We start from the raw sequence: 20313 nt of genomic DNA on the forward strand, positions 1-20313 counted from the left end.
CGGGCCATGCGTCTCGGAATCGACCTCGGCACGACCCGCACCGTGGTGGCTCGGGTGGACCGAGGCAACTACCCGGTCCTGTCGTTCCCCGACGCGCACGGCGACCCGCACGAGTTCGTCCCCTCCGTCGTCGCGCTGGAGGGCGACGAGCTCGTCTACGGCTACGCCGCCGAGGCCGCGGGTCACGCCGGCGCCCCGGTCCTGCGCTCGTTCAAGCGCGTGCTCGGCGACCCGGAGACGACGCCCGCGACGCAGGTCGACTTCGGTGGTCGCTCGGTGCTCCTCCTCGACCTCCTCACCGGCTTCCTCGCCGCGCTGCGCGAGGAGATCGCGCGGGCCCTCGTCGAGGAGGGCGACGGCCTCGACGGCGAGGACGCGCCCGACGGCGAGCCCGCCTCACCCGCCGTCCCGCCCCTGGAGGTGGTCGTCTCCGTCCCGGCGCACGCCCACAGCGCGCAGCGGTTCGCGACGCTCGAGGCGTTCCGCCGGGCCGGGTTCGACGTGCTCGGGATGGTCAACGAGCCGTCCGCGGCGGGCTTCGAGTTCACCCACCGCCAGCCGCGGTCGCTGTCCTCGCGGCGCACCCAGGTGATCGTCTACGACCTCGGCGGCGGCACGTTCGACGCGTCCCTCGTGCGGGCCGACGGCACCCGGCACGAGGTGCTCGGCTCCACCGGCGTGAACCGCCTTGGCGGCGACGACTTCGACGAGGTGCTCGCCGACGTCGCGGTGCGCACCGCCGGCACTGCGGCCGAGGGGCTGCGCCGCGCGGACTGGCGCGCGCTCGTGGAGGACTGCCGCGAGGCCAAGGAGCGCCTCACGCCGCAGACCCGGCGGATCGCACTCGAGGTCGGCGGCCAGAGCGTCGTCGTGGGCGTGGAGGACTTCTACGAGGCCGCGTCCCCGCTCGTGGAGCAGTCCGTGGCGGCGATGGAGCCGCTCGTCGGCCGGCTCGACGTCGGCTCGATCGGCCAGAGCCTCGCGAACGTGGCCGGCATCTACCTCGTCGGAGGTGGATCCGGGCTGCCGCTCGTGCCGCGTGTGCTGCGCGAGCGGTTCGGCCGCCGCGTTCACCGTTCGCCGTACCCCGGTGCGGCCACCGCGATCGGGCTCGCGATCGCAGCCGACCCGGCCTCGGGGTTCACGCTCACCGACCGACTCTCCCGCGGGTTCGGGGTGTTCCGCGAGCGCGACGCCGGCCGCGGGCTCGCGTTCGACCAGATCTTCTCGCCCGATCACGAGGTGCCCGTGGACGGAGTCGCCACGGCAACCCGGCGGTACGTGGCCGCGCACAACGTCGGCTGGTTCCGGTACGTGGAGTACACCGAGGTCGACGGCGAGGGCGAGCCCCGCGGTGAGCTCGTCCCGTTCGCGGAGGTGCTGTTCCCGTACGACTCGTCGCTGCGCCACCACGGCGACCTCGCCGACGTGGCCGTCGAGCGGCGCGAGGGTGGTCCGCAGGTGGAGGAGCGCTACACGATCGACGCGCGCGGGATCGTCGAGGTGACGATCACGGACCTCACGACGGGGTACGCGCGGACGTACGGGCTCTCGGCGCGCTGACGCGGGTTGCGGCGCAACCGATCCGTGACCGTGACTCAGCGTTCGGCGCGCTGAGGGAGTTCCCGCTCTCGGCACCGAACCGGTCCGGCGCCGGAGCAGCCGGCCTCAGGGCTCGGTCGGACCCTGCGGCGACCGAGCCGCGCGCGCAGCGGCGTCGCGCAGTCGCACCATGCCCTCCTGGGCGATGGTCGCGACGAGGCGACTCTCGCCGTCGTACACCCGAATGGTGCCCAGGCCGCGCCCGCCCGAGGCGGTGGGGGAGGCCTGCACGAAGAGCAGCCACTGGGTGACGTCCACGTCGCGCCGCCACCACATCGCGTGGTCCAGGCTCGCGACCGACAGACCGGGCGTGCTCCACGACATCCCGTGCGCGCGCAGCACTGGCTCGAGCACGACCTGGTCGCACGCGTAGGCGAGCAGCGCGGCGCGCGCGCTGCGCTCCGCCCACGCGGGCAGCTCGCCGTGCGCGCGTACCCAGGTCGCCTGCACGGGCGAGCCGGACGGGTCAGGCCCGAGGTAGATCTGCGGCTCGACCGAGCGGATGTCGAACGCCGTCTTCGGGGCGAGGTAGCGACGGATGATCGCGGGGTCGGAGCGGAACACGTCGTCGCTGCTCGGCAGCTCCTCGGGCGCGGGAACGTCCGGCGGGACCTCGATCGCGTGCTCGAAGCCCTCCTGGTCCTCCTGGAAGGAGGCGATGAGGGAGAGGATCGGCACGCCGTCCTGCACCGCGTGCGTGCGGCGCGCGGAGAACGAGCGACCGTCGTGCAGGACCTCGACGGCGAGCTCGAGCGGGACGTCCGGGTCGCCCGGGCGCAGGAAGTAGCCGTGCAGCGAGTGCACGTACCTGTCCGACGCGACCGTGCGGCCTGCGGCGATCAGCGACTGCGCGAGGACCTGGCCGCCGTAGATGCGGCGGTTCACGTGGGGGTGGGACTGCGCGGCGAAGGTGGTCTCGCCGGTGCGCTCGACGTCGAGCACGCGGCCGATCAGCGCGAAGGCCTCGGCGCCGGTGGGCACGGACTCGTCGGTCACAGCAGGCTCCTCCGCGGCGTGGTCGGGTCGACGGGCGAGTGGTCGTGCCTGTCGTCGGGCGCGTTGAGCATCGCGTGCGCGGCGCGCTCGAGGTAGTCCCACAACGTGGCCTCGGCGAGCGGGGCGAGGTCGAGCGAAAGCAGCGCGGCGCGCATGTGCGCGAGCCAGCGGTCGCGTGCGGTCGGCGTGACCGCGAACGGGGCGTGCCGCATCCGCAGGCGCGGGTGGCCGCGCTGCTCGGAGTAGATGGTCGGGCCGCCCCAGTACTGCTCGAGGAACGCGGTGAGCCGCCAGCGGGCACCGTCCCAGTCCTGCTGCGGGTACATCGGGGCGAGCACGTCGTCGGTGCGCACACCCTCGTAGAACCGGTCGACGAGGCGGACGAACGTCTCGTGTCCGCCGACCTCCTCGAAGAACGTCGCGGCGGGCCGGGGGAACGCGGCGGATCGCTGCGGCGGGGAGGTCACCTCAGCAGGGTAGTCGGCCGTCCGGCCGGGTCGCGGACTAGAGTGACCGGAGGTACATCGCGCGTCACAGGCCTTGTCCCCGTCCCGTTCACGTCACGCACCCGGAGGTCCGCCATGGCCAAGGAGAACGAGTTCCTCACCGACCTGGGCGGAGCCGCGAACGTGCTCGAGATCGAGCCCTGCATCACGCGGCTGCGGGTCGAGGTCGCCGACCCGGCGCTCGTCGACGACGCCGCCCTGAAGTCCCACGGTGCGTTCGGCGTGGTCCGGTCCGGCCGAGTGGTCCAGGTCGTCGTCGGGCCCGAGGCCGACGAGCTCGCGGCGCGGATCGACGCGCTGCGCTAGCCACGCCCCTCACGCCAGCTTGATCCCGGTGCGGGTGAACTCCGCGTAGAGCCGCCGCCGCAGGATCGAGGCGAGCTGCTGGTTCTGCCCGGGCTGCGCGTGCACCCGCACCTGGAGCACCGCCGCGCCGCCGGAGATGTCCGACACCCGCACCACCGGGTCGCGGTCCGTCAGGGCCACGGCGGCGAGTGCCGGGTCGGTCAGTTGCTGCCCGACGAAGGCCTGCACGTCCTCGCGCACCGTGCTGAGGTCCGTGTCGGGGGCGAGGGCGACCTCCACGACGGCGAGCGACCAGCCCTGCGACTCGTTCGCCACCCGCAGGATCTGGCCGTTGCGGACGTACCAGAGCCGGCCGTCGTCGTCGCGCAGCGTCGTGACGCGCAGGCCGACCTCCTCGATCGTGCCCGCGGCGAGGATGTTTCCGAGCGCGCCGAGCTCGACGCGGTCACCGACGTTGTACTGGTTCTCCACCAGCATGAACAGGCCTGTGACGACGTCGGAGACGAGAGACTGAGCGCCGAACGCGACCGCGATGCCGACCACCCCGGCGGACGCGATGAGCGGCGCGATGTTCACGCCGAAGGTGCCGAGGATCATGATGAGCGTGACGACCCCGACGACCACCCCGATCGTCGAGGCGAGCAGCTGGTGCAGCGTGCGCAGCCGGCGGATCCGCGCGTGATCGGCGGGCACGTCCCCCAGCGTCAGGGTGACCCGGCCGGTCGTGTCCACGGTGGGCAACGGTGCCCGCTGCAGCCGGTTCATCACGCGCGTGAGCATCCAGCGCAGCACGATGACCGTCAGCAGGCCGAACAGGGCGATGATGAGCGCCCTCAGGGGGGCGCCCGTGAGCCAGGCCCACGCGTCGTTGATCTGATCCTCTGCCACAACTACAGGGTAGGTGGCGCTCGATCTGGCAGGATCAGCGCGAGAGAAAGGGCAGATGGATGACAAACGACGCCGATCGGGCAGCTCCGTCGGAGCAGCTGCGCGACCTCGCAGAGCGGTACGGCATCTCCACCGAGTACTGGTCGTTCTTCGGCGATCGCGTGCACGTGCCCGCGGCCACCCTGCGAGCCGTGCTCGAGGCCATGGGAGTGGCGACCTTCACCGAGGAGCAGGTGCACACCGCCCTGGCCGAGCGCGACGCGCAGCCGTGGCGTGAGCTCGTGCCCCCCTCGCTCGTGCTGCGCGAGGGCGCCGAGCACGCCGTCGACGTGCGGGTGCGCGACGGGCACGACGTCACCCTCACGCTGCGGCTGGAGGACGGCACCGAGCGCACGCTCGAGCTGCCCGACCAGGAGCCGGAGCGACGTGACCTCGACACCGGGACCGTGTGGGGGCTGCGTGCCCCGCTCCCCGCGGACCTGCCGCTCGGCTGGCACGCGGTGCACGCCGTCGAGCACCGCCTCAGGGGCGGAGAGACGGGCGGCGACGCGGGCGGTGAGGCGGTGCGCGAGGCGACCTGCGTCGTGGCGATCACGCCCCAGCGCCTGCCCGAGCCCACCCTGCGCCCCGGCCTCGGCGGCCGGGGCTGGGGGCTCATGGCCCAGCTGTACTCGGTGCGCTCCCGCGCCTCCTGGGGGATCGGCGACTTCGCCGACCTCGCCGACATCGCGCGCCTCGTGGGCGAGCGGGGCGGTGACTTCGTCCTGGTCAACCCGATCCACGCCGCCGAGGTGGCCGGCCCGATCGAGCCCTCCCCGTACCTGCCCACGTCGCGGCGGTTCGTGAACCCGCTCTACCTGCGTCCCGAGGACATCCGGGAGGCCGCGTACCTGCCCAGCAGCCAGCGCGCGCTGGTGGAGTGGGCGCACGACTCCGTCCGCGCGTCCAACACCGATGCCGCGCGCATCGACCGCGACGCCGCCTGGAGCGCCAAGAAGGCCGCGCTCGAGGTCGTGTTCGCGGCGCCGCGCTCGGCCGGGCGCCAACGCGCGTTCGAGGCGTACGTGGCTCGGGAGGGCCGGCCCCTCGCCGACTTCGCGCTGTGGTGCGCGCTGCAGGAGCACTTCGAGGGCACGGTCGAGCCGGAGGAGGCGCACGACGTCACCTCGCCGCTCGTCGCCCGGCTGCGCACCGAGCTCGCGGAGCGGGTCGAGTTCTACGAGTGGCTGCAGTGGATCGCGGACGAGCAGCTCGCCGCCGCGCAGGCCAGCGCGCACGAGGCGGGCATGAGCGTCGGGGTCATGCACGACCTCGCGGTCGGGGTGCACCCGGAGGGCTCGGACGCGTGGTCGCTGCGCCGGATGTACGCCACCGGCATCACCGTCGGCGCGCCCCCGGACATGTACAACCAGCAAGGGCAGGACTGGTCGCAGCCGCCGTGGCGGCCCGACGCCCTCGCGCGGGAGGCGTACGCACCCCTGCGCGACATGATCCGCTCGCTGCTGCGGCACGCGGGCGCGCTGCGGATCGACCACATCATCGGGTTCTTCCGGCTGTGGTGGATCCCGGCCGGCCAGGGCGCGGGCAACGGCGCGTACGTGCGCTACGACCACGAGGCGATGATCGGCGTGCTCGCGCTCGAGGCGCACCGCGCGGGCGCCGTCATCATCGGCGAGGACCTCGGCAACGTGGAGCCGTGGGTGCGCGAGTACCTGTCCTCCCGCGGGATCCTCGGTACCTCGGTGCTGTGGTTCGAGTACGAGGACGGTCACCCGGCGCCGCCGGAGCACTACCGCCGGCTGCTGCTCGCCACCGTCAACACGCACGACCTGCCGCCGACCGCCGGCTACCTCGCGGGCGAGCACGTCGACCTGCGCGCGCGGCTCGGCCTGCTCACCGAGCCGGTGGAGCACGTGCGCGCCGAGGCGGAGCGAGAGCGCGACCAGATGCTCGGGATCCTGCGCGAGCGCGGGCTCATCGGGGAGTACCCCTCGGAGCGGGAGATCGTCGAGGCGTTGCACGTGCACCTCGTCGCCTCCGACTCGTTGCTCATCGGCGTCGCGCTCGTCGACGCGGTGGGCGAGCGTCGCGCACAGAACCAGCCGGGCACGTTCCGCGAGTACCCCAACTGGCAGATCCCGCTCGCCGACTCCTCCGGTCACGCCGTGCTCGTGGACGAGCTCGACGACGTCGTCCGGTTCCAGTCGCTCACGGCCGCCGTCGACACCGCGCTGCACCGCTGGTCGCAGGAGCGGGGGCTCGCGTGACGCTCGACGTCGTCGCTCCGGTCGCCGGGCGCGTGGTCGCACTCGCCGACGTGCCGGACGAGGTCTTCGCCTCGGGCACCACCGGGCCCGGTCTCGCGATCGTGCCCGACGGCGAGGCCGGGGTCCTCGACGTCGTCGCACCCTGCGCGGGGCTGCTCGCCTCGGCGAAGCCGCACGCCCTCGTGGTCGAGGCGGGGTCGTTCGGGGTGCTCGTGCACCTCGGCGTGGACACCGTGACGCTGCACGGCCGAGGATCGGAGCTGCTCGCGGTCGGTGGGACCACCGTCGAGGCCGGTCAGCTGCTCACGCGGTGGGACGTCGGCGTGGCCGCCGCAGCCGGGCTGCCGCTGGTCACGCCCGTCGCGGTGTTCGAGCTGTCCGAGCTCGACGTCACCCCGCTCGTCCCGCTCGGACACGTCGTCGCGGCGGGGGACCCGCTGTTCCGCGCGAAGCGCTGACGCCCGAAGGGGCGGGTCGCTCGTCGTCTCGCGGTGCGTCGCCCTGCCCGATGTGCGCAGCCCGCCCGGTGCGCGCCGCCCTCCCGGTGCGCGCCACCCGCTCGGCGCGCGCCGCGCGGAGAGCGCGCGCCACCCGCTCGGCGCGCGCCGCGCGGAGAGCGCGCGCCACCCGCCCGGCGCGGCCGGCGCACTGACCGCACCGACGACGAAGGGGCCGCCTCCGGTCGGACGGAGGCGGCCCCTTCGGTGTGTCGGCTCAGCCGGGGCTCAGCCGACGGCGCCCGCGGCGCCCGCGGCGCCCGCGGCACCCGCGGCACCCGCGGCGCGGTCCGCCGCCTGGGCGCGGAGCTGGCGGCGCACGCCGTCGGCGGCCTCGACCACGAGCCGGCGCAGCGCCGGCGTGCGCTCGCCGAGCGAGGCGAGGAACGCGTCGGTGAGGGCCAGGACGTCCACGCCGTACGGGGCGTCGAGGTCGGCGAGCGCGGCGGGGTAGAGCCCGACGACGACGTTCTGCGCCATCTCGCCCGTCTTGTCCGCCCAGACCGTCTCGAGTGCGGCGAAGTAGCGCTCCACGAACGGCACGAGCAGCGCCGGGTCGTGGCTGCGACCGAAGCCTCCGATCGCCGCGAGCTGCTGCGCGTTCGGCAGGGCGTCGGTGTCGACGACCTGCTGCCACACGAGCTCCTTCGCCTCCGCCGTCGGGAGCGCGGCGCGCGCGGCGGCGACCGCCTCGGCGCCGGTGGCCGTGTTGTCCGCGGCGAGCTCGGCGTCGAGCTCCGACTCGCCGACGGCGCCGCCGGCCGCGAGCGCGATCAGCAGCTCCCACCGCAGGTCGACGTCGAGCGTGAGGCCGGCCAGCGTCGTCGTGCCGTCCCGCAGGTCGGCGAGCCGCGCGAGCTGCTCCGACGTACGGGCCCGCAGCGCGTAGGACTTCAGCAGCTGCAGCTGGATGTCCGAGCCGGGCGCGGCCTCGGTGACGAGGATCCAGAGCCGCTCGGCCGCGTCGGCCGCGACCTGATCGCGGGCTGCGGGGTCGACGAGCTGGCTGATCGCCTGGTGCAGCTGACGCAGGAGCACCATCACCACGGTGGAGTCGGTCTCGGCGGTGACGTTCGCCAGGACGAGGTCGACGAACGCACGAGCCGGCCACTCGCCGTCGCGCGTCATGTCCCAGGCCGCGCTCCACACGAGCGCACGCGGCAGGGAGTCGGGGAACAGCCGGAGCGAGCCGAGCGCGGTGGCGAGCGACCGCTCGTCGAGCCGGATCTTCGCGTAGGCGAGGTCGCCGTCGTTCACGAGAAGGAGGTCCGGGCGGGTGAGCGGACGCGGCAGCGGGAGCTCGGTGAGCGCGCCGTCGATGTCGTACTCGAGGTACTCGGTGCGCTCGAGCGCACCGTCGACGAGGTCGTAGAAGCCCACCCCGACGCGGTGCGGGCGCAGCGTGGGCCACTGCTCCGGTGCGGTCTGCCTGATGGCCAGCCGCGCGATGGTCTCGCCGTCGGTCTCGATCTCGGGGGAGAGCGTGGTGACGCCCGCCTGCTCGAGCCACACCCCGGACCAGCCCGACAGGTCGCGCCCCGACGTCGCCTCGAGCTCGGCGAGCAGGTCGCCCAGCTCGGTGTTGCCGTGCGCGTGCTTGCGGAAGTAGGCGGCGACCCCCGCGAGGAAGTGCTCGGTGCCCACCCATGCAACGAGCTGGCGCAGCACCGACGCGCCCTTGGCATAGGTGATGCCGTCGAAGTTGACCTCGACGTCCTCGAGGTCGCGGATCTCGGCGACGATCGGGTGGGTCGAGGGGAGCTGGTCCTGGCGGTAGGCCCAGGACTTCTCCAGCGAGTTGAACGTGGTCCAGGCGTTGCTCCAGCGTGTGGCCTCGGCAGCGGCGAGCGTGGAGGCGTACTCCGCGAACGACTCGTTGAGCCACAGGTCGTTCCACCAGCGCATCGTGACGAGGTCGCCAAACCACATGTGCGCGAGCTCGTGCAGGATCGTCACGGCGCGCCGCTCGATCGTGGCCTCGGGTACCTTGCTGCGGAACACGTAGCGCTCGAGGAAGGTCACGGCGCCGGCGTTCTCCATCGCGCCCGCGTTGAACTCCGGGACGAACACCTGGTCGTACTTCGCGAACGGGTAGGGCAGCTCGAACGCGGCCTCGTAGAAGGCGAAGCCGCGCTGGGTGATGTCGAGGATCTCCTCGACGTCGAGGTGCTGCGCCAGGCTGGCGCGGCACAGGACGCGCGCGGGGACGGCGCGGCCGTCGGAGCTCGCGATCGTGCCCTCACCGCCGCGGTACGGACCGGCGATGACCGCCGTGACGTAGCAGGGCAGCACGTCGGTGGGCTCGAACGTCCAGGTGGCGACGGCGCCGCGCGCGTCGGTGGCGTCGGCGGTTTCCGTGTCGGTCGCGTCGGCGCTTGCCGGGACGGGCTCGGGCGTGGGGGAGTTGGACACGACGGTCCAGTGCGCCGGCGCGGTGATCGTGAACTGGAACGTGGCCTTGAGGTCGGGCTGCTCGAAGACCGCGAACACGCGGCGGGTGTCGGCGACCTCGAACTGGCTGTAGAGATAGACCTCGCCGTCGACGGGGTCCACGAACCGGTGCAGACCCTCGCCGGTGTGCATGTACTCGCACGCCGCGTCCACGACGAGCACGTTGTGCTCGGCCAGGTCGTCCAGCCGGATCCGCGAGTCGGCGAACACGTCGGCGACGTCGAGCTCGCGTCCGTTCAGCGTGACCGCGTGCACCTGGGGTGCGATGAGGTCGATGAACGTGCTCGCGCCGGGCGTCGCGCCGAACGTCACGGTGGAGACGGACCGGAAGGTCTTGTCGTCCTGCGCGAGGTCGAGCGCGACGGCGTAGCTCTCAGTGGTCAGGACGGCGGCGCGCGTGGCCGCCTCGGAGCGGGTGAGGTTCTCCCCGGGCACGGACTCTCCTTCGACGTGGGTGCGGCGCCGGGTCACGGCGTCGCTGGGCCGGGAACCATCCTCGCACCGGGCACGGACATCATCAGCGCCCACCCCCGCGAGAGGATCTTGGTCCTTTCGCGAGAGGTTTTTCGTCCTTTCGCGAGAGGATCTTGGTCCTCGCTGGGAGAATCGAGCTGTCGAGCGGACCGCAGACATCACCCCGCGAAAGGATGGACTTCCTCTCGCGAAAGGACGGACTTCCTCTCGCGAAAGGACGGACTTCCTCTCGCGAAAGGACGGACTTCACCTCGCGGACGGGGTGGGAGGGCCGTCCGTGCCCTCGCCGGCGCCCGGCTCGCCGGCGCCAGCCCCAGCGCCCGCGAGCGCAGCCTGTCGGCGGCGCAGCCCCACGATCAGCGCAGCCACCAGCCCCGCGGCCGCGAGCGTGCCGAGCGTCCACCACAGCGCCGCGCTCGAGCCGCCGCCGTCGTCGGCCACCGGAGCAGCCTCCGCGGTGGCCGACCCCTCGTCGGTCGCCTCCTCCGCCGCGACGACCGTGAGGGTCGCCGTCGCCGACCCCTCGACCACCTCGCCCGCCGTCGTCACCGCGGACACGAGCACCTCGTTCTCGAGGTCCGCGTCCGCGGTCCCGGCCAGCAGCACCGTGATCGAGCCACCCGGCGCGAGCGACTCCTCGCGTGCCGTGCGCCCGATGCCCGCGTCGACCGCGACGAGATCGGTGAGCGCCGCGTCGCCGTTGTTCGTCACCACCACCTGCCACACCACGTTCTCGCCCTGCGGCACCTCGGCCGAGTCGGCGAAGTCGCCGGTCGCCTGACCGAGGTCGTCCGCGGCGGCGACCTGCTTCGTCACCGTCAGCGCGCCGGTTCCGCCGACGTAGTACGCGTCGTCGGCCGCCGAGATCTCTCCGGCGCTCGACTGGCCGGTCACCGTGACGGTGTTGCGGTAGTCGCCCGCCCGCGCCCGTCCGGTGGCCGTCAGCGCGGTCTCGGCGCCAGGCGCCAGCGACTCGATCTCGCCCGAGAACACCACGGGGCCGTCGGTCGCGCTCGTGGTCTCGCGGTCGGTCACCGTGAGCCCCGTCAGCGGCAGCGTTCCGGTGTTGCGGACGGTGTAGGTCCACGTCAGGTCGTCGCCCGCGGCCACCGCGAGGCCCGGCGCGGAGTCGGTGGTGCTCCCGTTGACCTGCTTGACCACCGTGAGTCCCGCATCGCCCGCCTGGAACCATGTCGTCGCGGAGACGGCGCCCGGCTGCTGCTCGAGCCCGGTGCCGTCGCCGGTCACGGCCACCGCGGTCACGTCGGCCTGCAGCGACCACTGCCCGGCGCCCGCCGTCACGTCGGCCGTGAACGTCCGGGTGGCGCCGGGGGCCAGCGGACGGTCGTCGGACCCGGACGCCTGGACCGGCTCCGATCCGCCGCCGGTCGCGGCGAGCGTGATCGTCGGCGCGATCGTGGCGAGGAAGGTGTCCCCGGTGTTCGTCACCGTGACGTCCGCCGAGACAGGCGCCCCGCTCGCCACCAGGGGTCCGGGCGCCGCGCCGGCGCTCACGCCGTTCGCGGCCACCGCCACGGTGAACGACGGCGTCCCCCCGTACAGCGCCGACGTGTCCGCCCCGGCCACCGGGCCCAGATCACTCGACGCCGTGGCGCCCGCGACGAGCGAGAGCTGACCCGCCACGACCGTCACGCTCGTCTCGTACGCCTGGGTCTGGCCCGGGTCGAGGGAGTCCCAGGACTGCTCCGCGCGGACGGGCGTCTCGCCGCGGACGGTGCCCACGACGTCGAGCGCCACGTCGGTCAGCGCGACCGAGCCCGTGTTGGTCACCTCCACGCGCAGCGGGACCGTGTCCCCGACGGCGAAGCCCGGCCCCGGCGGTCCGGTCACCGCGGCGCCGTCCACCAGGGCGGTCACGGTGAGACCGGTGTCGCCGCCCGTGTACCAGGAGGTGTCGCTCGCCGTCACCGGATCGCCCGACGGCGGGCCCGGCAGCACGATCGGCGTCGAGCTCGCCGTGACGGTGTTCTCGAACTGGCCCGCGAGGGCCGTGCCGGTGGCCTCGAGGACGACCTCGTCGCCCGGCTCGAGCACGAGCAGGTCGGACCCCTCCGGCGGGTCGGGCAGCGGCACGTCCCGGATGCCGTTGGCGCCGTCGCCCGCGGTCCAGGCGTCCTGCACGGAGTCGAGCACGAGGTCAACGGTCCCCGTGTTGGCCACGAGGTAGGTCCACGTCACGGTCGACCCGGTGGCCACGAGCGGGCCGGGGGCGTCGGCGACCTGGAGCCCGTTCGTGAGCGGCACGACGGCGAGCTCCGGCTCGCCCGGATCCGTCGCCTCGTCCGCGTCACCGCTCGCGGGGTCCGTCGCGGGGGCGTCCGCCGAGGGAGCGTCGCTCGCCTCCGCGGAGACGTCGGGACCGCTCGGACCGGGGGAGTCCTCACCCGCGGCGGTCGCGGACGCTCCCAGCAGCCCCAGCCCGAAGGCCGTGAGGGCGGCCACCACCACTCGCCCGCCGCGTGCGCGCATCCCAGCCTCCGTCGTCGATGACGAGTGGAGGCTAGCGCGCAGTCAGAGCAGCGTGCGCAGGAAGGCGCGCACGTCCGCGATCTCCTCGCCGCCGACGGCGTGCGGGAGCCCCGCGTAGATGCGCTCGGTGAGCGAGGCGTGCGTCGCGAGCCACGCCGAGGTCGCCGCCGTCGCCGCCGCCGGGATGACCGGGTCGGCCGTCCCGTGTCCGAAGAACACCGGTACGCCCTCGCCCGCGAGGCGCTCGTCGGCCGCGGCGTCGTCGGGGTGCCCGACGCCGATGAACCCCGACAGCGCCACGACGCCGGCGAACCGGTCGGGGTCGGCGCGCAGCGCCTGGAGCGCGACGGCCGCGCCCTGGGAGAAGCCGAGCGCGACGGCGGTGCGTCCGTCGGCGTGCTCGTCCAGCCACGCCAGCACCGCCTGCGCCGCCTCCTCCAGATCCCCGCGCTCGGCCCCGAGCAGGGGGCCGGCGAACGTGAGCGGGAACCACGCCCACTGGTTCGGCCCGAGCGCGAGGGGCGCGCGCAGCACGGCGGTCTCGCCGGGGTGGGCGAGGTGCGGCAGGAGGGGGAGGAGGTCGTGCTCGTTGGCGCCGTACCCGTGCAGCACGAGCAGCAGCGGGGTCCTGGTGTCCTCGGGGTCCTCGCCCGGTGCGCGGAGCGTGGCCGCGTCGTCGATCCTCACCGGATCAACCTAGCCGCGCCGCCAGACCTCACCCGATCCGGGCACCGGCGGCAGCGATCCGCTCGAGCGCGACCGGGGGCACGAAGTCCGCCGGGAGCGCCACGACGTACGGCGCGACGAGGGAGCTGATCCGCAGGCGGAGCACCACGGTGCCGCCGCGTCGGCGCACCCGACGCACGTCGCCGTAGGCCGCGGTGCGCGAGAGATTGGCGCCGGCGACTTGCATCCCGGTCGCGTCCCAGGTCACCGTGAGCGTCCCGGTCGGCCCGAGCTCGTGCCGCGCGCGCGAGGCCGCCAGCGCGTTGCCGAGCGGGAGACCGATCCCGATCCCGATCCCGAGCACCACGAGCACGACGACGCCCACGCCCACCATCCCGGGCACCGACCAGTCGCTGATCGCACCGGTGAACAGCACGAGGACCACGACGGCGACGCCCATGCCGATCCACAGCGTGGGGAACAGGGCGGTCCGGCGCAGGGCGCGCGCCCCGGCCGTGATCTCCTCGGCCGCGAGCGCGCGGCTGATCGTCAGGTGGTCGCCGGTCGGGCTCGAGCCGAACGAGGGCACCGGGGGCGGTGGCAAGGAGGACACCGCGTCATCCTGCCAGCGCTCGAGCCTGCTCAGGCGGCGGGAGCGAGCCGGACCACCGACCCCCACGGGTCGGCCACGGTGATCGCCCGACCGTCGTCGGCGACGGCGTGTCCGTGGTGGCGCAGCCGGGCCGCGGCCGCCTCGACGTCGTCGCGCGAGGGCACCGTGACCGTCACCTCGCCGAGCCCGAGGGTCGCCGCGCGCGCCGGAGCGCCCGCGGAGTTCCACACGTTCATGCCGATGTGGTGGTGGTAGCCGCCCGCGCTGACGAACAGCGCCCCGGGGTAGTCGCTCACGGTCGGGGTGAAGCCGAGGTGGTCGGCGTAGAACGTGCGCGCCGTCGCGAGGTCGCCGACCTGCAGGTGCACGTGCCCGACGGCGCCGCCGCGGTCCGCGAGGTCCGCCACCACGTCCTCGCGCAGGTGGGCGTCGAGGTAGGCCTGCGGGTCCAGGTGCACGGTGGTCATGACGATCGTGCCGTCGGCGTCGGTCCAGCCCGACCGCGGCCGGTCCCGGTACAGCTCGATGCCGTTGCCCTCGGGGTCGGTGAAGTAGAACGCCTCGGACACGTGGTGGTCCGAGCTGCCCGCGAATCGGGAGCGCGGGTCCTTCGCGGCGGCGAGCACGGTCGCCGCGAGCGTCGCCTCGTCCGGCAGCAGCATCGCGGTGTGGAACAGGCCGGCCTGGTTGCGCGCCGGCCGCGGCAGGCCCGGGGTGTGCACGAGCCGGATCACTCCCGTGCCGCGGCGCCCGAGCAGCACGGAGCCGCCGCCCTGCTCGATCGGAGTGAGCGCGAGGGCGCTGGTGTAGTAGGACTCCATCCCCGCCAGGTCCTCGACGTGCAGGGTGAGCGTGTCCATGTGGGTCGCGTCGGCGAGGATCTCGGGCATCGGGTCTCCAGGTGAAGTAGTTGATCTGGCAACCAAATTAGTGCGCTATAGTTGTTGTGTCAACTAAAGGAGGGCACCATGACCGACCTCGCCGACGCCGTCGTCGCCCCGCCCGCAGCAGACCCGTCAGCCGTAGCAGCCCCGGCCGGCACAGCCGCCCCGGCCGGCCCGGCGCGCCGCGACGAGGAGCCGCGCTGGCTCTCGCCCGTGGAGCGCGCCGCCTGGCTGCGCCTGCTCGCCGTCGTCGAGCTCCTCCCCGGTGTGCTGGACACCCAGCTGCGCAAGGACTCCGGGTTCTCCCACTTCGAGTACCAGACGCTCGCGATGCTCTCCGAGGCGCCCGAGCGCACCCTGCGGATGACGGCCCTCGCGGAGCGGACGAACGCGACGCTGCCGCGTCTGTCCCACGTGGTGACCCGCCTCGCCGAGCGCGGCCTCGTCGAGCGTGCCGCGTGTCCGACCGACGGACGTGCCACGAACGTGATCCTCACGGACGACGGATGGGCCGCCGTCGTGGGTGCCGCTCCCGGCCACGTGCGCACCGCGCGCGAGGCCGTGCTGGACGCGCTCAGCCCGGCCCAGGTGGCCGCGCTCGGCGAGATCGCGGCGCAGATCCTCACCCGCCTGGACCCCGAGGGCCGGATGACCGACCCGGGAGCCTGACGGCGCGTCCCCGCCCGCTCGCACCGCCGCGAGCATCGCTGGGAGCACCGCCTTGTCCCGCGCCCGGCGTGCGCCGTCGCGGCGATCCGTGACAAGGTGGGCGCCGAGGAGGTTCCCGATGACCGCAGAGACCACCGCCGGCGCGGCCGCCGACGCGAGTGCCACCCCCGAGCTGACGCCGACCGAGCAGGAGCTGCTCACCCGGCCGCGCGTCGACTTCTGGTTCGACCCGATCTGCCCCTGGGCGTGGATGACGTCCCGGTGGATGGTCGAGGTCGCCCGGCAGCGCGACGTCGACCTGACGTGGCACGTGATGTCGCTCGCCGTCCTCAACGAGGGCCGCGACCTGCCCGAGAACTACCGCGCGCTGATGGACCGCGCCTGGGGTCCCGCGCGCGTCGCGAACGCCGTCCGCGAGCAGCACGGTGACGCTGTGGTCGGGGAGTTCTACACCGCGATCGGCACGCGCATCCACCCCGGTGGCGAGGAGTTCGAGCCCGCCATCGCCGGCGCGCTCGAGGACGTCGGCCTTCCCGCGGACCTCGCACGGTTCGCCGACTCCGACGAGCTCGACGAGAGCCTGCGCGCCTCGCACGGCGAGGGCATCTCGCTGGTCGGCGAGGACGTCGGCACGCCGGTCGTCTCGATCAACGGCACGGCCTACTTCGGTCCCGTGGTCACCCCGGCGCCCAAGGGTGAGGCGGCGCTGCGCCTGTTCGACGGTCTCGTCCTGCTCACCTCGGTGGACGGCCTGTACGAGCTCAAGCGCACCCGCACGTCCGGCCCGGTGTTCGACTGAGGAGCCGGCCGTGAGCGCGACCATGAAGCGGTGGCTCATCGGGTTCGCCGTGCTCGACGTCGTCCTGTTCGCCACCCTCCTCGTCCTCCTGGTCAGCCAGGGGCCGGGCGGCAGCGACGACGCGGACGCCACGGCGACCGCGACCAGCTCGTCGACGCCCGCTGCCGGCGCGACGGACGGGACGGACGCCTCCCCGGCTCCGTCCGCCGACGCGACGGCGAGCGGCACCCAGGAGTTCACCCCGCCCGAGGGCGCGCTCGCCCTCGCCGACTTCACGCTGCCGAGCCGCAACATCTCGTGCGCGCTCACGGACGAGCAGGCCGACTGCTGGATCGCCGAGGCCACGTTCACGCCGCCCGCGGGCGACGCGTGCGAGTGGCGCGGTCAGCTCGTCGTCATGACGAGCGACGGCGTCGCGATGCCGTGCCCCGACGCCGCACCGGGACCGGGCGCGGACGGCGTGGCCGTCCTGGAGTACGGCCAGACCACCGTGGTCGGTCCCTGGATGTGCACCTCGAGCGACTCCGGGCTGGAGTGCAGCTCGCTCGCCGACGGCACGGGCTTCACGCTCGCGCGCGCCAGCTTCACGAGCTACGGGCCAGGCCGCCTCGCCTGAGAGGGCGTCAGAAGTCAGCCATGCAGACCGGCGCGAGCGGCCAGCCGAACGCCGCCGCGGCGGCGGCGCCCGCACCCGGCGTGACCTCGCGCACGAGCCCCGCTGCCACGAGCGACGCGAGCCCGATGCCGCCGAGGTAGGCGGCGCCCAGCTCCGCGACGTCGAGCGCGAGGCCCGACGGCGTGGGGTCACCGTCGGCCAGTCGCGTCACCCGCGCGCCGCTCGGCCCGCCCTCGACCCGCCACCGTCCGGCGTTCGCGGGCAGCACGGTGTCGGTGACCTCGAGGACGACGTCGACCGGTGCGGCGTAGGCGCGGGCCGACAGCGCGGCCGGGAGGTCCACGATCCGCACCCAGACGTTGTCGGCCGTGCGGAGCTTCGCCGAGCGCAGGTTGACCAGCTGTCCCAGCAGGGGAGCGTCGACGGCGAGCCCGCCCAGGCGCACCGTGCCCATGAGGTCGAGGTCGGTGAGCGTGCCCCAGAGCGCGCGGTTCGCGGCGCCGTCGACGGCGGCCCACAGGCCCGCGCGCACGGTCCCCTCGGGGCCGGTCGGACCCCAGGACTCCTTGCGGCGGAACAGGCAGAAGGCGCGCGGGTCGCCGTCGGCGTCGCGCACGACGGCGATCCGGCGCAGCTCGGCACCCTCGCGCCAGTCCGGGACCTCGGCGAAGTAGTTGCGCAGGTGCGCGTCGCGGCGAGGGAACAGCTCTCCGGGCCGGGCGGCCCGGTCGAGCAGGTCGGCGACCAGGGCGAGGTGACGGTCCTCGGACGCACGCTCGAGCGAGCACGTCAGCCCTTCGGTCCCGGGGACGTCACGCAGCGCGACGCCGCGGCCCAGCTGCACGTCGACCGAGCGCGCCGCGAGGCCGTAGCCGTACCGGCCGTAGATCTCGGGCTCGGCGGCGAACAGTGCCGAGACCGGCTCGCCCCGCTCGGCGGTGCGCTGCAGGTGGGTGGTGAGCATCGCCGTCGCGAGTCCGCGCCGGCGGTGGCCCGGGTGCACGCCGACCCAGGTGAGGCCGGCGGCCGGCACCGCGCCGCCCGGGACCCGCAGATCCGCCTCGTAGGAGGCGTGGACGGCGACGAGACCGTCGCGCTCGTGCCGCACCCCGACGGTGCGGCCCTTCTCGGGCACGAAGTGTGTGTTCTCGAGCGCCTCGGTGGGGTAGACGAACGAGAAGGCCCACTCGTCGACGTCGATCATCGCCGCCTTGTCGGCGTCGTCGGTCGGGTCGAGCTCGACCGTGGTGTAGCCGGGCGCTCCCGGCTGCACGAGGACGCTCGCGGTGGGTGCGGATGCGGGCACGGATGCGGCGCTGCTCGCGTCGGGGCGCTGCTCCTGCTCGGCGGCGGGTACCTCGGTGAGGGTCATGGCCGACATCCCAGCACCGCGGCGCGCGCGCGGGCCAGGGATTTCCCGCGGGCGCGCGGGCCCGGAGACCCCGCCGGCTACCAGATGCGGACGCGCTCGCTCGGCTCGAGCCACAGCGCGTCGCCGGGCTGGACGCCGTAGACCTCGTGGAACTCGTCGAGGTTGCGGACCACGCCGTTGCAGCGGAACTCCTCCGGCGAGTGCGGGTCGACCGTGAGGAGCCGCAGCACCTCGGCGTCGCGTCCCTTGCACCGCCAGATCAGGCCCCACGCCTCGAACAGCTCGCGCAGGCCGGCCGCCTCGTCGTCGTCCGTCGTGCCCTCGGGCGAGGCCGCCCGGTCCGCGCGCGCCAGCCGGTACGCGGTGATCGCGATCCCGAGCCCGCCGAGGTCGCCGATGTTCTCCCCGAGCGTGAGCTGCCCGTTCACGTGCGGTCCCTCGACGAGCTGCGTCGGGCGCACGGCGTCGTACTGGTCCACCAGCGCCCGGGTGCGTCGCTCGAACTCGACCTTGTCCTCGGGTGACCACCAGTTCACGAGGCGACCTGCGCCGTCGTACTCGCTGCCGTGATCGTCGAAGCCGTGGCCGATCTCGTGCCCGATCACGGCGCCGATGCCGCCGAAGTTCGCGGCGTCGGAGGCGTTGGGGGAGAAGAACGGCGGCTGGAGGATCGCCGCGGGGAACACGATCTCGTTCATCCCCGGGTTGTAGTAGGCGTTGACCGTCTGCGGGGTCATGAACCACTCGTCGCGGTCCACCGGCCCGCCGAGCTTCGCGAGCTCGCGCGCCGTCTCGTGCCGGTTCGCGGCGCGCACGTTGGCAAGCAGGTCGGGCCCGACGGCGAGGTCGGAGTAGTCCTTCCAGCGCGCCGGGTAGCCGATCTTCGGCGTGAACGCGGCGAGCTTCTCGAGAGCCTTCTCGCGTGTCGCGGGCGTCATCCACTCCAGGTCCTGGATCGAGACGCGGTAGGCCTCGACCAGCCGCTGGACGAGCGCGTCCATCCTTGCCTTGTGCTCGGGCGGGAAGTGCTCGGCGACGTAGAGGCGCGCGACGGCGTCGCCGACGGCGCCCTCGACGAACCCGACGCCGCGCTTCCACCGCTCGCGCTGCTGCGGGGCGCCGGTGAGCCGGCGGCCGTAGAAGTCGAAGTTCTCCGCGGAGATCGCGTCCGTGAGGTAGGGCGCGCGGGAGCGGACCACGCGCCACGCGAGCCACGTGCGCCACGTCTCGAGGTCGACCTCGCGCCACGCCTGCGCGAACGCCTGGAGGTAGTCGGGCTCGCGGACCACGACGTGCTCGAGCATCGCGTCGGTCAGCCCGAGGCCCTCGGCGTACGCGGCGAGGTCGAAACCGTCGAGCGCGACGGCGAGCTCGGCCCGCGTCGTCGGGTTGTAGGTCGCGACGGCGTCGCGGTCCTTCACGCGGTCCCAGTGCCCCGCGGCGAGGCGGGTCTCCAGGGCGAGGATCGCCGTCGCCCGGGCGTGCGCCGTGGGCTCGTCCGCCTCGGTCGCCAGGACGAGCTGGCGGGCGACGTGTCCGGGGTAGGCCTCGCGCAGCGCGGCGTTCGCCTCGTCGCGGTAGTAGGACTCGTCGGGCAGGCCCAGTCCGGACTGGTAGAGGTGGAGCGCGTAGGAGTCCGGGTCGCCCGCATCGGTGTCGACGTAGAGCCCGAACGGACCGCCCACGCCGATCGCGGCCAGCGCGCCGATCACGCGGGCCAGCTCGGTGCGGCCGGCGGCACCCGCCACCAGCGCGAGGTCCTCCTCGAGTGGCTGCGTGCCCGCGGCCTCGATCGCGGCGGTGTCCATGAAGGAGGCGTACAGCGTGGCGACCTGGCGGGACTCCAGCGAGGCCTCGGGGGAGCCGTCCGCGGCCTCGACGATCGCGCGGACGTCCCGTTCGGCCTCCTCGGCGAGGCGGTGGAACTCCCCGTAGCGGGCGCGGTCGGCGGGGATCTCCGCCTCGGCGAGCCAGCGCCCGTTGACGTGGCGGTAGAGGTCGTCCTGCGGCCGGACCGTGGGGTCGCCGCCGGTCGCGATCAGGTGCGCGTGGTAGGCGGCGTCGGTGGCGGCGGGCTCCGGGGTGGTGGCGGGGGAGGCGGCTGCGATGTTCTCGGCGGGCACGATGTCGATGCTAGGCGAGAGAATCGGCTGGCCCGATCTGGTGCCCCGATGGTGCACTGGGCGCATGGCCACCACGAGCGAGACGCCGCGCGTC

Annotated in this window: 17 protein-coding genes; 7 read left to right on the plus strand and 10 right to left on the minus strand. The window is 73.9% G+C overall.

Annotated elements, in window-relative coordinates:
- Positions 1-6 precede the first annotated feature (6 nt).
- A complete protein-coding gene (locus tag AC3AQ1_RS14330; RefSeq protein WP_108719540.1) occupies positions 7-1563 on the plus strand; it encodes an Hsp70 family protein in 1557 nt (518 codons plus the stop codon).
- Positions 1564-1668: 105 nt separating this feature from the next.
- Here AC3AQ1_RS14330 and AC3AQ1_RS14335 read toward each other — a convergent pair whose 3' ends face one another.
- Positions 1669-2598, minus strand: a complete 930-nt coding sequence (locus AC3AQ1_RS14335) for an acyl-CoA thioesterase (protein WP_234417539.1) — start codon at positions 2596-2598, stop codon at positions 1669-1671.
- On the minus strand, positions 2595-3065 hold the full coding sequence (locus AC3AQ1_RS14340) for a globin (RefSeq protein ID WP_108719541.1): 471 nt from the start codon (positions 3063-3065) through the stop codon (positions 2595-2597). The genes AC3AQ1_RS14335 and AC3AQ1_RS14340 overlap by 4 nt, the downstream gene beginning before the upstream one ends.
- A 114-nt stretch (positions 3066-3179) precedes the next feature.
- On the opposite strand from AC3AQ1_RS14340, the gene AC3AQ1_RS14345 reads away from it, so the two are divergent.
- Positions 3180-3410, plus strand: coding sequence for a PTS sugar transporter subunit IIB (locus tag AC3AQ1_RS14345; RefSeq protein WP_108719542.1), 231 nt, complete (start codon positions 3180-3182; stop codon positions 3408-3410).
- Positions 3411-3419: 9 nt separating this feature from the next.
- Here AC3AQ1_RS14345 and AC3AQ1_RS14350 read toward each other — a convergent pair whose 3' ends face one another.
- A complete protein-coding gene (locus tag AC3AQ1_RS14350; protein ID WP_108719543.1) occupies positions 3420-4298 on the minus strand; it encodes a mechanosensitive ion channel family protein in 879 nt (292 codons plus the stop codon).
- A gap of 59 nt (positions 4299-4357) precedes the next feature.
- On the opposite strand from AC3AQ1_RS14350, the gene malQ reads away from it, so the two are divergent.
- Both malQ and AC3AQ1_RS14360 read left to right on the plus strand, forming a co-directional pair.
- The gene (gene malQ / locus AC3AQ1_RS14355; RefSeq protein WP_108719544.1) at positions 4358-6565 is read left to right on the plus strand and encodes a 4-alpha-glucanotransferase; all 2208 of its coding nucleotides are present in this window, start codon (positions 4358-4360) and stop codon (positions 6563-6565) included.
- Positions 6562-7023: a PTS sugar transporter subunit IIA gene (locus AC3AQ1_RS14360; protein ID WP_108719545.1), complete on the plus strand. Its 462-nt coding sequence runs from the start codon at positions 6562-6564 to the stop codon at positions 7021-7023. The genes malQ and AC3AQ1_RS14360 overlap by 4 nt, the downstream gene beginning before the upstream one ends.
- A gap of 267 nt (positions 7024-7290) precedes the next feature.
- Here AC3AQ1_RS14360 and pepN read toward each other — a convergent pair whose 3' ends face one another.
- The 5 genes from pepN to AC3AQ1_RS14385 form a co-directional block, all read right to left on the minus strand.
- Positions 7291-9948 (minus strand): aminopeptidase N, encoded by a 2658-nt coding sequence (gene pepN / locus AC3AQ1_RS14365; RefSeq protein WP_108719546.1) that lies wholly within the window; start codon positions 9946-9948, stop codon positions 7291-7293.
- Between the two features lie 285 nt (positions 9949-10233).
- Positions 10234-12477 (minus strand): DUF7507 domain-containing protein, encoded by a 2244-nt coding sequence (locus tag AC3AQ1_RS14370; protein WP_159096576.1) that lies wholly within the window; start codon positions 12475-12477, stop codon positions 10234-10236.
- Positions 12478-12519: 42 nt separating this feature from the next.
- Entirely contained in the window at positions 12520-13164 is a 645-nt protein-coding gene (locus tag AC3AQ1_RS14375; protein WP_108719548.1) for an alpha/beta hydrolase, read from the minus strand.
- 28 nt (positions 13165-13192) lie between these two features.
- Positions 13193-13756, minus strand: coding sequence for a hypothetical protein (locus AC3AQ1_RS14380; RefSeq protein WP_159096577.1), 564 nt, complete (start codon positions 13754-13756; stop codon positions 13193-13195).
- Between the two features lie 29 nt (positions 13757-13785).
- Positions 13786-14646 (minus strand): VOC family protein, encoded by an 861-nt coding sequence (locus tag AC3AQ1_RS14385; RefSeq protein WP_108719550.1) that lies wholly within the window; start codon positions 14644-14646, stop codon positions 13786-13788.
- 78 nt (positions 14647-14724) lie between these two features.
- Between AC3AQ1_RS14385 and AC3AQ1_RS14390 the strand changes: the two genes are divergently transcribed.
- The 3 genes from AC3AQ1_RS14390 (at position 14725) to AC3AQ1_RS14400 (ending at position 16724) form a co-directional block, all read left to right on the plus strand.
- Positions 14725-15309 (plus strand): MarR family winged helix-turn-helix transcriptional regulator, encoded by a 585-nt coding sequence (locus tag AC3AQ1_RS14390; RefSeq protein WP_108719551.1) that lies wholly within the window; start codon positions 14725-14727, stop codon positions 15307-15309.
- Between the two features lie 250 nt (positions 15310-15559).
- Complete coding sequence (locus tag AC3AQ1_RS14395) at positions 15560-16108, plus strand: mycothiol-dependent nitroreductase Rv2466c family protein (protein ID WP_234417980.1); 549 nt, start codon at positions 15560-15562, stop codon at positions 16106-16108.
- A 10-nt stretch (positions 16109-16118) separates the two neighbouring features.
- Positions 16119-16724 (plus strand): hypothetical protein, encoded by a 606-nt coding sequence (locus AC3AQ1_RS14400; protein WP_108719553.1) that lies wholly within the window; start codon positions 16119-16121, stop codon positions 16722-16724.
- A gap of 7 nt (positions 16725-16731) precedes the next feature.
- Here AC3AQ1_RS14400 and AC3AQ1_RS14405 read toward each other — a convergent pair whose 3' ends face one another.
- Together AC3AQ1_RS14405 and AC3AQ1_RS14410 are read right to left on the minus strand one after the other, a co-directional pair.
- Positions 16732-18096 (minus strand): GNAT family N-acetyltransferase, encoded by a 1365-nt coding sequence (locus tag AC3AQ1_RS14405; protein WP_108720249.1) that lies wholly within the window; start codon positions 18094-18096, stop codon positions 16732-16734.
- Between the two features lie 77 nt (positions 18097-18173).
- Entirely contained in the window at positions 18174-20219 is a 2046-nt protein-coding gene (locus AC3AQ1_RS14410) for a M13 family metallopeptidase (protein ID WP_370445290.1), read from the minus strand.
- Positions 20220-20313 lie beyond the last annotated feature (94 nt).

The sequence above is a fragment of the Miniimonas sp. S16 genome (assembly GCF_057748195.1).

Coding starts and splice junctions, on each gene's coding strand:
- AC3AQ1_RS14390 (WP_108719551.1), top strand. CDS start 14,725: ATGACCGACCTCGCCGACGCCGTCGTCGCCCCGCCCGCAGCAGACCCG.
- malQ (WP_108719544.1), top strand. CDS start 4,358: ATGACAAACGACGCCGATCGGGCAGCTCCGTCGGAGCAGCTGCGCGAC.
- AC3AQ1_RS14330 (WP_108719540.1), top strand. CDS start 7: ATGCGTCTCGGAATCGACCTCGGCACGACCCGCACCGTGGTGGCTCGG.
- AC3AQ1_RS14370 (WP_159096576.1), bottom strand. CDS start 12,477: ATGCGCGCACGCGGCGGGCGAGTGGTGGTGGCCGCCCTCACGGCCTTC.
- AC3AQ1_RS14345 (WP_108719542.1), top strand. CDS start 3,180: ATGGCCAAGGAGAACGAGTTCCTCACCGACCTGGGCGGAGCCGCGAAC.
- AC3AQ1_RS14385 (WP_108719550.1), bottom strand. CDS start 14,646: ATGCCCGAGATCCTCGCCGACGCGACCCACATGGACACGCTCACCCTG.
- AC3AQ1_RS14395 (WP_234417980.1), top strand. CDS start 15,560: ATGACGTCCCGGTGGATGGTCGAGGTCGCCCGGCAGCGCGACGTCGAC.
- AC3AQ1_RS14405 (WP_108720249.1), bottom strand. CDS start 18,096: ATGACCCTCACCGAGGTACCCGCCGCCGAGCAGGAGCAGCGCCCCGAC.